Below are 14,319 nucleotides of genomic sequence, written 5' to 3' on the forward strand. Positions count from 1 at the left end.
GGCATTTTTCTTGTTCCCCTTTCCCATTCTGTTACAATTCTGTAGGGAATTTCAAAGTACTCACAAAATTCTTTTCTGTTCATTCCTGTGCTTTCGCGTAATTCTTTTATTTCCATATTTATTCTGCTTCTACATACACACATGGTGTATATATCATAGCATATTTTTCTATAAATACAATATTTTAATCTGGCAGACTACTTTCCAAACAGAGTCGTCCCGAGGATGTCAAGTCATTGCTACAAAAAATATGCGGCTTTTTTGCCACGAAAATGGCTTAAAACCGCATATTTCTGTATAGAGGACGTTATATAATTGTCACAAAGTAGGTGGGGAGGATGTAACATAATTGCTACATTTCCACCTCCACTCTCCCATCATCATACACATATATCCCCTGCACATATTCTTCCAGCACCTCTCGTGTCAGCTTTTCATAGCCCAAATACTTCAGCATCTGCTCCACCGGAACATTCTTTTTCATCAGGATTTCTTTCTCGTTGTTTATCAACTCATCCAGTTCCTGTACACGTTTCTGCAGTCGTTCTCTTTCTTCTTCCAACTGCTTCTTGGCTTCCATGAACTGTTTCTGGTTCATCTGTCCCTCGTGATACTTCTCATGGTTCTGACGGTTCTGAAGCTTTATCTGCTCCTGACGTTTTTCACAGTCCGTACTTTCCAGCTCATAGGCTTCTATGCTGTCCGTATGCTGTTTTCTCATAGATTGCTGCATCTGTTCCTGGCTGATATTCTGACGTAAATATGCCTTAATTTCTGCCAGCACGATATGTTCCAGCATTTTGTTATCGGCTTTCCCGGCAAAACACCCTGTATCTTCTTTTCCTTTACTGTACGCACAGCTATAAAGGATATGACCATGAACCGGACTGCTTGAAGTCAGGATTCTGCGACAATTCCCGCATTTTACATAGCCACCTAACAGCGTTATTTCCCTGTCGAATTTACTTTTCTTGGTGTATCTGATCTGCAAGGACTGTGCTTTTTCAAAAATTTCTTTTGATACGATCGGCTCGTGGTGATTTTCCATCACTTTCCACTGATTTCTCGGCACCGGTACTTCTTTCCCTGTTCCGGGATCTGGAATCTTTGTCTTTCCATAGACCATACAGCCTATATAAGTCTTGTCATCCACAATCTTCCGTATCATATCACTCGTCCACTGCAATCCTCTTGAAGCAGCTTTCTTGCTGTCTGATTTCTGTCGTCTGCTCATAGACTGCAAGGGAGTCAGTACGCCCTCTTCATTGAATAACTTGCAAATCTCCATCTTGGAATACCGCTGATTGGTCAGTTCAAATACTCTTCGGATTACTTCCGCTTCGTCCTCTACAATGACCAGTTCTTTCTTATTTTCAGGATTAATTCGATACCCATAAGGTGCAGAACCACAGCAGTACTCACCTTTTTCTCGTCTGGTACTGACTGCCGATTTTACCTTTACGGACTGATCTTTCACATAAAAGTCTGCTATCAGTCCTTTAAACTGTACTTCAATATCCGAACTCTTTCCTTTATAATCTTTAGAATCATATCGGTCAGAAATAGAAATAAATCGTACTCCCAGGAATGGAAAAATCTGTTCCAGATAAGTTCCCATCTCAATATAGTTTCTGGCAAAACGTGAAAAATCTTTTACCACAATACACTGCACTTTGTTCTCTCTGGCAAGTTCCAAAACCTGCTTAATTGCCGGACGCTCCATACTGGAACCAGAATACCCGTCGTCGTAGAACTCCTGAAATGGCATAGAAGCCAGTTCCGGGATATTGGAAATATAATCTTTTACCAGTTTTCTCTGATTGATAATGCTGTTACTTTCTCCCTCTGAATCATCTTCCATGGAAAGACGGTAATATCCAATAATCAGTTTCTGATCACTCATGTTCTACCGCCCCCTTAAACCCGGAGTTGATTTCCAGTCTGCCATCACCATATAGATACATACTTTCAATCAAGCTCTCCGCAAGTTCCGCATTGATTCTGGTTGTACCATCCAGTTCCAGCAGACTTCGTAAAAATCTGGCTTCTTCTTTCTGCTGTTTTTCCAGCTTTTGTATGGTATGCTCCAGAGTTCTCTTTCTCTCTTCGCAGAATGCTTTCCAGTTATTACGGTCATCTTTCATTTCTATATAGGCTTCTTTGGAAAGTTCACCCTCTTTATATTTCATAAATGCCTGTGCCAGTTTTTCTGAACGTCTTTCCATATCTATATTCAGTTTTCTGATCTCAGTTTGAATCTCATTGATTTTGGAAAGAAATACCGCACTGCTTATAGCAGACATATCCTTTTTCCGCAATCCAGATAACTGAAACCGTCTGGTCAGCTCCGAACGAACAATTTTCTGCAGCTTCTCTTCGGAAATAGATTTGTGACTACATTTTCTTTCATCCCGATACCAGATAGCATTGCAAAAGTAATACACATTGCCTCTGCATCTACGTGTACACATTTTCCGCTTACAATCACCACAATAGAATACATTGTAAAATGCTCTTTCATCATCTTCCCACCCTGCAGTAGTTTTTGTTACTTTCTGTTGTGCTGCTTTTAGCCTGACCTGTGCTTTTTCAAACAGTTCTCGGCTGATAATCGGTTCATGGGCATTTGGCGTAATAATCCACTGGCTCTCGTCCAATATGTCACACCATTTTTCCCCTCTTTGAAATCTGGATTCGTATTTCCTCTGAACCAGATCACCATAATAATTATTTCGGTTCAGCACTGCACGTATCGAAGAATTCCCCCACTGATGAAGGTTCTCTCCATCCTGACAGTACACATGATGATATTGGTTATAATCTGAAATCCGATGTACCCTATCCGCAAACAACCTGTCAATAATGCTCTGTATGCCATCTCCCGAAGCATATTCTTCAAAAATCCTGCGGACAATCTTTGCAGCTTCCGGTTCCACAATCAACTTATAAATTCCATTTATCTTTTCCACACAATATCCATATGGAGCTGTAGATCCCACATACTCACCATTTTTCTGTGCAATACGTTTCGCTGCCCGTTCTTTTGCAGAAATATCTTTCGCATAAGCATCATTCACCAGATTCTTGATATTCATAGATAATTCCTGATTCTTAGCACCCGGTGCAAATGAATCATAGTTGTCACATACAGAAATAAACCGCACTTTCATAAAAGGAAAAATCTTTTCCAGATAGTTACCAGTTTCGATGTAATTTCTTCCAAATCGTGAGAAATCCTTTACCAGAATACAGTTTATTTTACCTGCCCTGACATCATTCATCATCCGTTCAAATCCCGATCGGTCAAAATTTGTTCCGGTTTTCCCCAGATCAGAATATATATCATATACAGCAATCTCATACTCTCTGTCTGGATTTTCATTGTGCTTCTGAATGAATTCTTTTATCAGCGTAACCTGTGTTTCAATAGATTCTGACTTTTTTTCATCACTGTCTACGGATAATCTGGCGTAAATCGCAGCCATACATACCGGAATCTCAAGAACTTTCTTCTCTTTGTTTTTCTTATATCTTTTTGCTGTCCTTGCCATTTATCCCACCTCTTTCCTACACTCTGTCCGGTGTTCTGCATAAAACCGTCTTATGACTTTCATTTTCTCAATCATATCCTGATAACGAATATGAATTTTAATCTGTTTATTTTCATAAATATAGATTTTATCTACGGTCAGTGCCAGCAATGTGCGATCCAGTTCTTTGATTTCCAGTGATTTCTTCCAGTCCTCCAACTGAACAGTTGCAGACACTCTACCCTCAAACATTTGCTTTACCAATTTTTTCTGATTCTCAATCATCTGCTCCAGTTCTTCACATTTTCTTCCGTAACTTTCCCGAAAATCATCGAACTCTTCTTTGCTGATCAGTCCCTCTTTCAAGTCATCACCCAAAGATGCTTTCAAGCTGTAATAACGGTTATATTCTTCCTGCAACTTGCTAATCTGCGTATCATAACCGATCACCTGATCGTAGCTGACTTGCATCTCACAAAGTTCTTCCATAATCATCTGATAGTCTACAAAAAGTGCCGTATATGCCTGAATCTCTTTCAACACAATTCTTTTCAGCACCTCTTCCGAAATACTGTGTCTGGTACAATCTCCACCTTTATTCTTTGTCTGGCAGATATAAAAAGCTTTTTTCTTCCCCTTATACTGATTTACCCTGCGTATCATCGGTGTCTTGCAATCTCCACAAAACACAAATCCCGAAAAAAAGTTTGCACTGTCTGATGTTTTTGATGCTCTGCCATCATATTGAAGCAGCTTCTGCACTACGTCAAAATCATTTTGCCTGATAATTGCCGGATGCGTATTTTCTACTTTCACCCACTCTGCTTCTGGCTTATCCAGCCGCCTCTTTACCTTATAGCTGATTCGTTCCTGCTTGCCCTGTACCATGTTTCCAATATAGACTTCATTTGTCAGAATCCTTTTGATCTGCACTGCCGACCATTTCGGTGTGTCTGAGCTGTGAAATCCAGAATTATAATTCTCGCCATTTGCCTTTTTATATTCTTTTGGCGACTGCACATGACGTACATTCAGTTTTTCTGCGATTGCTCCAAGACTGAACCCATCAATTTTCCATGAAAATATTTTTCTTACAATATCCGCTGCATAAGAATCAATCACCAGACAGTTCTTATTCTCCGGAGCTTTGCAGTAACCATACGGGGCAAATGCTCCAATAAATTCACCTTTTTCACGTTTGATTTTCTGATGGCTCCGTACTTTACCGGAAATGTCCCGGCAATAACTTTCATTTACAAAATTTTTAATTGGAACTACAAATGACTTCTCTGAAAAATCTGCTGTTTTACTGTCGAACTGGTCTGTAACTGAAATAAAACGCACATTTAAAGCCGGGTAGGTCTTTTCGATCCATCGCCCGGCTTCTATATATTCTCTTCCGAATCTGGATAAGTCTTTTACAATCACGCAGTTTACTTTTCCAGCTTCTATATCAGTTGTCATTCGTTTAAACTCAGGTCGGTCAAAATTTCCACCTGAGTATCCGTCATCCACATATATATCAAAGATCTGAATATCCGGCTGACTTTTTACAAAGCTCCGAAGTAACTCTCTCTGATTTGCAATGCTGTTGCTCTCTGACTTTGCACCTCTCTCTTCCATATCGTCTTTCGATAATCGAAGATACAATGCAGCAAGATATTTTTTCAAGACTTGCATCTAATACATCAACTCCGTTCTTTTTCTTAGATAATCACTAATAGCATCTGTAGCATCCATTTCTCCTGTCATCTCCACAACCACCACATACCCTTCATTCATGTGAGCATACGGCTGATCGCCAGATTTATCCAGAAAAGTTTCCACTTTCTCAGAAATAGCTTTATCCATATCAGGAATTAAATCTTCAATGTCCTTTAACTGCTCCAGATCAACACTGGAATCTATTACTGACTGATTCACCATGATGCTCACCTCTTTTCCAACATATTCTTTTTATAAGTCGTCCTATACCTGCAATTTTCGGGGCCGCATCACCTTACCTTTCGTATTTTGTTCTCAGAATTTATCTATTGCTATGACATTTCATATTCTGTTTGACATGTTGGTTTCCATTTAAATTCGTTGTATTTCCCTTTGTAGACAAAGAAAAAGCACTGTAAGACCAATATTCCGACGGTTTTCAGTGCTTTTTCATATTTTTCTATTAAATTTTTCTCATCCATCTGTATAAGTGAAACTTAACAGAACTTAAACTATGTCTCTTTCAATTTAAAGGTACGTCACATAGAAAAAGGGATCTTTCACTCAGTAAATTTGAATGAAATGATCCCTGCTTTTCAGCTCTACCAAGATAAAGAATTGCCACTATAACTGTCACTGTTTCACTGATCAGAAAGCTCCACCATATTCCATTAATCCCAATCACTTTCCCCAGAATTGATGCTAGGTTTTGTCAATATCTATCTTTAATACCACTTTTCATCTTTTCCGGAAGACGTTCATACAACCATGTCATACGTTTTAATCTCTCCACCGTCTTTTCATCAAACTTCCCCTTTTCCATTCTCCAGGTCCAGTTCCCACCAAGTGTGGATGGTACATTGATTCTTGCCTTACCATCCAAATTCAGTAAATCCTGCATCGGTGTTATGCAAAGCCTTGCTATGCTGCTCATTGCAAGACGGATGAAATCCCACGCCAAATCATCTTCATCCAGACGCTGTGTATTTATATATTCTTTTGCAAAATCTCTTGTCGCTTTATCTGTACTGTGATACCAGCCTCTTGTTGTATCATTGTCATGAGTACCTGTATACACAACACTATTTTCCGGATAATTATGCGGAAGATATGCCGAACCTCCGTTTGGATCAAACGCAAACTGAACTACTTTCATTCCCGGAAATCCACTGGCAGACAGCATCTGGAGGACACTTTCTGTCAAGAATCCAAGATCCTCCGCGATAATATTCAGTTTGCCAAGCTTTTCTTCAATTGTGCTGAAGAAATCCATTCCAGGACCAGGCATCCACGCTCCATCCACTGCTGTTTCATTTCCATAAGGAATCGAATAATATTCATCAAACCCACGAAAATGATCAATTCTAACTACATCATATAATTTGAGACAATGACGGATTCTTTTGATCCACCAGTTATATTCTGTCTTTTTATGATATTCCCAATTATACAGTGGATTGCCCCATAGCTGCCCTGTTGCGGAAAAATCATCCGGAGGGCACCCTGCTACTGCCACCGGATTATTCTCTTCATCAAACTGAAATAATTCCGGAGATGCCCATGTATCTGCACTGTCAAATGCTACATAAATCGGAATATCTCCAATAATCTGAATTCCCTGCCCGTTTGCATATGTATGAAGTTCTGACCATTGTTTGTTAAATTCATACTGTTGAAATTTATAAAAATCAATCTCTTCTACAAGTTCTTTCTTTGCATTTTCAAGAGCTGTTTCCTCTCGATTTTTCAGAGCATCTTCCCATTCATTCCAACTAATTCCACCTTTGCTATCCTTAATTGCCATATAAAGACTATAATCGTCCAACCAGTGCGCATTTTCTTTAACAAAGTTATCATATACTTCATCTTTTTCAAAACGTTCAAACGCCTTTTTCAGCACTTTAAATCTTGAATAATAGATTTTTTCGTAATCAATAATCTCTGCCTTATCTCCGAAATCATATTCTTTGCATTCTTTTTTTGTCAAAAGACCTTCTTTTACTAACGTTTCAAAATCGATAAAATATGGGTTTCCAGCATATGTAGAGAAAGACTGGTATGGTGAATCCCCGTAACCAGTTGGTCCGAGTGGCAGAATCTGCCAGTAACTCTGACCCGCTTCTCTAAGCTGGTCAACAAATTGATACGCTTCTTTTGAAAAGCATCCGATTCCATATTTTGATGGAAGTGAAAATACAGGTAAAAGTACCCCACTAGCTCTATTCATCTCTTTCTCCTCTTCTTACAGATATCTGATATCTCTGTTGTACTCCTCAATTACTCTGTCAGACGTGAAACATTCTGCCTTCACAATATTCACAGCAGCTCCAATTATCACCGCCTCATATGGACGCAATACATTTCCTTCTCTGGCATCCTCATAATTCCGGATCCAGACTTCCCCGTCTTTCCACTCATCAAGCAATGGGCAGCTAACTTCCTCATCTGTAAAGTTTGTACATACCAGCATCTTTGTATGCTCATCTGTTCTCGTATAGGCAAAAATCTTCTCATCTTCTGGCAGAAGAAGGTCAAATTTTCCGTCTACAAATACTGGATTTTCTTTTCTCAAACGAATCAGTTTCTGATAATAATAAAATACAGAATTTTCATCTTCGAGTGCCTCTTTTGCATTGATTCTGTCATAATTTTGATTCACGGCAAACCATGGTTCTCCTGTTGTGAAACCTCCGTTCTCCTCTCCGCTCCACTGCATCGGAGTACGAGCATTATCACGACTTCTTGCGTAGATAGACTGCATGATTTCTTCTGGCTGATATCCTTTTTCCAGACGCTCTTTATACATATTCAGTGTCTCAATATCTTCATATTCCTCAATGCTGTCAAACTGCACATTCGTCATTCCCAGCTCTTCACCCTGGTAAATGTAAGGAGTTCCCTGCATCCCATGAAGCATTGTCGCCAGCATTTTTGCCGACTCTTTTCTGTATTTTCCGTCATTTCCCCAGCGCGACACGATTCTAGGAAGATCATGGTTATCCATAAACAGACTGTTCCATCCTGTCTGATATAGAGTATTCTGCCACTTTGCAAGGCATTTTTTCAGTTTTATCAGATTCAATGGAATCGTGTCCCATTTTTCCTTTCCTTCTTCCTGATCAAGCATAATGTGCTCAAACTGGAAGACCATGGAAAATTCACTTCCATCCGGATTACTATATTTCTTTGCGATTTCCGGTGTTGCTCCCCAGGCTTCTCCGACAGTGATCATATCGCCCTTCTGAAATGTTTCCCTGCTTAATTCACGCAGAAATTCATGTAGCTTTGGTCCGTTATTTGTGATCTTAAGATCTGGCTCTTTTGCAATCTGATCGATCACATCCAGACGAAATCCGCCTGCTCCTTTTTCCATCCACCAGAGAATCATATCATAGAGTTCTCTTCTCACTTTCGGATTCTCCCAGTTCAGATCTGGCTGTTTCACTGAAAACTGATGAAAATAATACTGTCCCAGTTCTGGAACCCACTCCCATGCCGGTCCTCCGAACACAGAGTTCATATCGTTTGGATAAACATCCTCTTCTCCATCACGCCACACATAATAATCATGATAAGGATTGTCTTTACTTTTCTTTGCCTCCAAAAACCATCTGTGTTCATCTGAAGTATGATTTAACACAAGATCCATCATAATTCGGATTTCACGTTTCTTTGCTTCCGCAAATAATCGTTCCATATCTTCCATTGTTCCGAACATTGGCTCAATATCCTGATAATCTGAAATATCGTATCCATTGTCATCCTGTGGAGAACGATACACCGGTGAAAGCCAGATTGCATCTATTCCAAGTTTTTTCAAATAATCCAATCTGCTGATAATTCCCGGAATATCACCTATTCCATCTCCATCCGAATCTTGAAAGCTTTTCGGATAAATCTGATATACAACTGCATTTTTCCACCATTTATTCTTGTTTTCCATACTCTGTCTCGATATCTCTCCGGCAGATTTTCTGATTCTACCGGGATATCCTCTCCTTTCTTTATGTTCTCTAAATTCTACGAATGAGCGTTCCATTTACGCCAAGTATCTCTCCATCAAATTCCCGGGCAAAAAGAATTTCCCCATTTCCTTTTACTTTTACTTCTTCCTCCGATGCATTTAACAGGACCTCAATTTTATTACCATCTTCATCTAATTTAATATATTCTACACATCGATCATTTTCATATGTATCCGGGAAATGGAAATGCGGGCTTCTGCACATTTTCTCGTTTCTTCTAAGCATAATCAGTTTCCGCATCATTGCAATCTTTTCCTGATTCTCTTTGCTTTCAATCTCACTCCACGGCATACATCTTCTGCAGTCCGGGTCATGAGCACCTTCCATTGCGATTTCTGTTCCGTAATAAATGCAAGGGCTTCCCGGAAGCGTGAAGAGAATCGCAAGCTGCTGATAAAATTTATCCAAATCATGAAAACGATTCATAAGTCTCTCTGTATCGTGGGAATCCAGCAGGTTGAAAAGTACATCATTATTCTGCTGCATATACATAGTATAGCAACGATTCACCATATATTCAAATTCCTCTTTTTTCATCGTTTTATCAAGGAAAAAGTCATGGATTCCGCTGAGCAGTGGGTAATTCATAACAGAATCATATTCATCTCCTTGCAGCCACTGGCTTGCATCGTGCCAGATTTCTCCCAACAGATAAATGTCCGGTTTTATCGTTTTTAAATGCTCTCGTATACGCTTTAAGAACCGATGTGACACTTCATTTCCTACATCGAAACGGATTCCGTCTATGTCGAATTTTTGAACCCATTCTTCACAGACCTTGCAAAAATACTCAATTACTTCTTCATTATTCGTATTCAATTTTGGCATCGTATCTGCAAATGCGAAAGAGTAAAAGCGTCTGTCTCTGGTGTCTGCTCTTTTTCCGATTTGTTCCCAGTCTTCCACCATAAACCAGTCCGCATAACAAGAATCTTTTCCATGTTCCAGCACATCAATCCATGGCGCAAATTTTCTTCCGCAGTGATTAAATACTGCATCTACCATAATGCGGATTCCTTTTTCATGTGCTTCCATGCAAAGCGCTTTCATCGTTTCTTCATCCCCGAAAGCTGGATCAATCTTTGTGTAATCTGTAGTATCATATTTGTGGTTAGACTCTGCTTCCATAATTGGATTAAAATAAATCCCGGTAATTCCAAGGTTCTGAAGATACGATAGTCTCTGGCGGATTCCTTCCAGATTTCCTCCGAATTTTTCCTGATTGGTCACGGTTCCGTGATTTCTCCACGGCGTGATATCATTTCCATTCTTTTCCGGTGTCCCGTTGCAGAACCTGTCCGGAAAAATCTGATACCAAATCGTATCATTTACCCATGCCGGTGTGCGATTTATATCTGCCGGATTCATCCACGGTACAATAAAGCACTGCTGCATACGGCCATCCATCTGAAGCTGCTCTTCAGTCAGAAAACCATCTTCAAAATAATACCAGACTTCCTCTTCTGTTCTCAGTTCAAAATAATATTTACATCGTTTATATTCTGGAAAAAGCGTTGTTGTCCACCAGATTTGATGTGGCAGCCGTTTTTTATAAATAATTTCCTCTCTTTTTCCAATCCATTTTTCCTTTCCACCCAGGATTCCTGCTTCATAAGGATCTCCGTAATGAATAAACACTTGTTTCACGTCATATCCGGTCTTAATATTTACAATTAATCTGTCCTCATCCAACGGATAACTCATTTGCTCTGATGTTTTATGATATACCCCAGTAAACTCCATCTTATTTTTCCTCCAATTTTTCATAAACACGCAGGATTTCTCCTACACTCCACGCCTGTGCAAAACATCCTTTTGAAGAAACAGGAACCTCTCCATCATAAATCTCCGGTAGCTGGCCAATACATCCTTCACGCATTGCACTTTCCAACACTTCCAACTGCTTTGCCACAATCTCTTTTGCTTCTCTTGAATCTTTATTTACTTTTAGATATGCGAGATAATACCCACCCATCGGGAAAGTCCAGACAGTTCCCTGATGATAAGCAAGATCTCTTTTTATCATCTCTCCGCCATAGCTTGCATGAAATTCTTCGTCTTTTGGATCTAATGTCCGAAGTCCATACGGTGTATACAGTTTTTCAAACACCGCATCTACAACCTGTCTTTCTTTCTCTTCATCCAACATCGTAAATGGCATAGACACCGCCCATATCTGATTACAGCGAATCTGCGTATCTGCCTTTGTTCCTGAGATTACGTCTTTCAGACAATGATTTCCTTCCATCCAGAATTCTCGTACAAAAGATTCTTTCACTTTGCATGCAAGCTTTCTATATTTCTGCTCTTCATTCCTCTTCAGAATTTCAGAAAACTTCTGCATGATACAAAGTGCATTATACCAGTAAGCATTGATTTCCACCGGCTTCCCATGCCTTGGTGTCGGAAGGATTTCTCCCACACGTACATCCATCCAGGTTACCTGATCCAGCCCCGCCCCGGCACTGATAAGACCATCCTCTTCCATATGGATATTGAAATGTGTTCCTCTCTCATAACCAGAAATAATTCTTTGCATTACCGGATACATTTCCTCTACAAATTCGATGTCCTGCGTTTTTTCATAATATAACCACACGCAGTTGATAAATAATAGTGCCGCATCTACAGTATTATAAAGTGGCTCACTCTCCCCCTCCGGGAACAAATTTGGCATCAATCCGTCTTTTTCATAAAATGCAAATGTCCGCAAAATTGATTTTGCACTTTCAAATCTTCCTGTGGAGATGCAGATTCCCGGAAGTGCGATCATTGTATCCCTTCCCCAGTCTTCAAAAAAAGGAAAACCTGCAAGGATGGTAAGTCCATCCGTGGACTCTCTTTTTGAAAGGAACTTGTTTGCACTACAAACCAGTGTCTGTGCCAGTTCATTTTTCAAGCCTGCAGTCTTTATAAGCCTCTCTTGATGACGGATCTGCTCTTCTTTTATTTTATCAAATAATTCTTTTTCGTCTATACTAATCAGACTTTCCAGCGAATAAATCATTGTTAAATCTGTCTCTTCTCCTGGATTTACTTGTTTTTTAATCTGATAAACTGCACTTGCTGTTCCATTTTCTCGCCTTCCATCACATTCATCGTAGCGATAAAAATACGTTTCTTTCTTTTCTGTAAATCCTTCTGCTTCTCCATTTGTTTCAAAGAAAAGAGCATACTTTCCATCGGTAATCTTTTGCTCTTGCCTTGAAAATATCTTACCTGCTTTTAAATCTTCCCCTTTCGGTTCAAATTGAAAAAACGGAGTTACACAGAGAGTGGCCTCTTTCTGACCGCGGTTTTTCAGATGATAGTTCACTGCGATCTGATTGCTGCCTTGTGCCATCACAATCTCTTTTTCTATCTCTACTCCGTTTATCAGATAACGCCACGAAGGAAAAGTTTCAAAAGAAAATTCTGTAAGATAACGATATCCTTCTTCTTTTGTTCCATCCGCAAATTCCTGAGTTGAAAGAACATATTTTGATTCTCCGATATCCAATTCTTCTTTCATCCGATGAATCATATTTATCCTATGATTTGGGGCTTTCGTACATGCCATGAATACCGAATGGTCATTTCTTGCCACAGCTCCGGTCATCGTAAGCGAAGAAAAACCTCCCAGGCCATTGGTTAAAAGATAGCAGTTTTCAAGTCCTCTCTCTAATGTTTTCCAATCCTGTCTGCCATAAATCCACTTCATGTACTACTCCCCCTCAATCATTATTTACGTCCAAGTATCAACACGCTCTGCGGTGCAGCTTCTATCTGTCTGTCTGCACAGATTCCTTTTTCCCAGCACCAGCTGTCATTTGCATCGCTTAAGATTTCCCAGCCGTCATCTGAAAATTTTACTTTATAACTACTTTTTCCTGCATTGTAAATTATCTTCACCTGACTCCATCTTGATGTTTCTTCATTGAGCACAGTAAAGCCTACTACATCTTTTTCTTTCCACATATCCGTGATTCGCTTATAACTGTCTTTCGATTTATCGCAAAGTCCAGAGAGCTGTTTTCGAAGTGCAATCAATCCCTGATAATAATGAACCAGTTTCCTGTTTTCCCATGCCTTTTCCCAGTCGAGACGGTTCAGAGAAATCGGAGCCTTAAAGGTATTATCCTGTCCATCTTTTGTACGGGCAAATTCTTCTCCTGATAAGAAAAACAATGTTCCCTGGCAAGTCATATAAACTGCCGCTGCCATTTTATTCAGCTTCATACATTCATTTTCCTCTACGACTGTCTCTTTTAATTTATCCCATAATGTATGATTGTCGTGTGCCGATACATAGGTAACAATCTGCGAAGGTGCTTTCGCCTTTTCAAAACCTTCTGCTTGATAAGGATTTGCACACCACGCTGTCACACTTGCAAGCATTTCATCTTCTTTTCCTTCTGCGCCGTTTATAAACCCTGCTTCCTTTGCACGTAGTGCAGAACCTTTGATTCCATCTCGGGTACTGTCACAAAAAGCCCCGATATTTTCATCCAGAAGTCCGATATTTTCTTTTGCTGCCAGTTTTTTATTGCCTTCTACAGCTGTCTTATCCGCCGCCCATGGTTCTCCGTAAATGATCTTCTTTCCTTTTCCGTATCTCTGATCCAGTTCACTTCGAATCCGGTTCATCAGATCCACATCCAGAAGTCCCATCAAATCAAAACGGAATCCGTCAATATGATATTCCTCTGTCCAGTAAAGCACCGACTCCAGAATGTATTTTGCACACATCTCTCTTTCACTTGCCACGTCATTTCCACAGGCAGAGCCGTCAGATACTGTTCCATCCGGAAATACCCGGTAAAAATACCAAGGTGCAGTTCTTTGAAACCAGGAATCCAATGAATAAGTATGATTGTAAACCACATCCATAATCACACCAAAACCAGCTTCATGAATTGCCTGAATCATCTCTTTCATTTCTCTGATTCTCACTTCTCCATGTCTGGCATCTGTCGCATAGGAGCCCTCCGGCACATTGTAATTAACCGGGTCATATCCCCAGTTGAATTCCGTATCCTTGCCTGCTTCATTTACAGAACCGTAATCGTACATCGGCATAA

Annotated in this window: 10 protein-coding genes; all 10 read right to left on the minus strand. The window is 39.9% G+C overall.

Going from position 1 to position 14,319, the window contains the following annotated elements:
- Window positions 1-116: helix-turn-helix domain-containing protein (locus ACWJAF_RS13125; RefSeq protein WP_448864556.1), on the minus strand; the 116-nt coding region annotated here is incomplete at its 3' end.
- Window positions 117-352: 236 nt separating this feature from the next.
- The gene (locus tag ACWJAF_RS13130) at window positions 353-1,903 is read right to left on the minus strand and encodes a recombinase family protein (protein WP_448864539.1); all 1,551 of its coding nucleotides are present in this window, start codon (window positions 1,901-1,903) and stop codon (window positions 353-355) included.
- Window positions 1,896-3,551 carry a recombinase family protein gene (locus ACWJAF_RS13135; RefSeq protein ID WP_448864541.1) on the minus strand — a complete coding sequence of 552 codons (1,656 nt, stop codon included), beginning with the start codon at window positions 3,549-3,551 and terminating at the stop codon, window positions 1,896-1,898. Before ACWJAF_RS13135 ends, ACWJAF_RS13130 begins: the two co-directional genes overlap by 8 nt.
- Window positions 3,552-5,210 (minus strand): recombinase family protein, encoded by a 1,659-nt coding sequence (locus tag ACWJAF_RS13140; protein WP_448864543.1) that lies wholly within the window; start codon window positions 5,208-5,210, stop codon window positions 3,552-3,554.
- Window positions 5,211-5,456: a DUF6870 family protein gene (locus ACWJAF_RS13145; RefSeq protein WP_008369874.1), complete on the minus strand. Its 246-nt coding sequence runs from the start codon at window positions 5,454-5,456 to the stop codon at window positions 5,211-5,213.
- A 490-nt stretch (window positions 5,457-5,946) separates the two neighbouring features.
- A complete protein-coding gene (gene malQ, locus ACWJAF_RS13150) occupies window positions 5,947-7,461 on the minus strand; it encodes a 4-alpha-glucanotransferase (protein ID WP_448864546.1) in 1,515 nt (504 codons plus the stop codon).
- Between the two features lie 15 nt (window positions 7,462-7,476).
- On the minus strand, window positions 7,477-9,177 hold the full coding sequence (locus ACWJAF_RS13155; protein WP_448864548.1) for a glycoside hydrolase family 13 protein: 1,701 nt from the start codon (window positions 9,175-9,177) through the stop codon (window positions 7,477-7,479).
- Between the two features lie 70 nt (window positions 9,178-9,247).
- Window positions 9,248-11,002: a glycoside hydrolase family 13 protein gene (locus ACWJAF_RS13160; RefSeq protein WP_448864550.1), complete on the minus strand. Its 1,755-nt coding sequence runs from the start codon at window positions 11,000-11,002 to the stop codon at window positions 9,248-9,250.
- 1 nt (window position 11,003) lies between these two features.
- On the minus strand, window positions 11,004-12,959 hold the full coding sequence (locus ACWJAF_RS13165; protein ID WP_448864552.1) for an amylo-alpha-1,6-glucosidase: 1,956 nt from the start codon (window positions 12,957-12,959) through the stop codon (window positions 11,004-11,006).
- A gap of 20 nt (window positions 12,960-12,979) precedes the next feature.
- Window positions 12,980-14,319, minus strand: a 1,340-nt coding sequence (locus ACWJAF_RS13170) for an alpha-amylase family glycosyl hydrolase (protein ID WP_448864554.1), incomplete at its 5' end; no start/stop codon positions are given.

The organism is Dorea sp. (genome assembly GCF_977044405.1).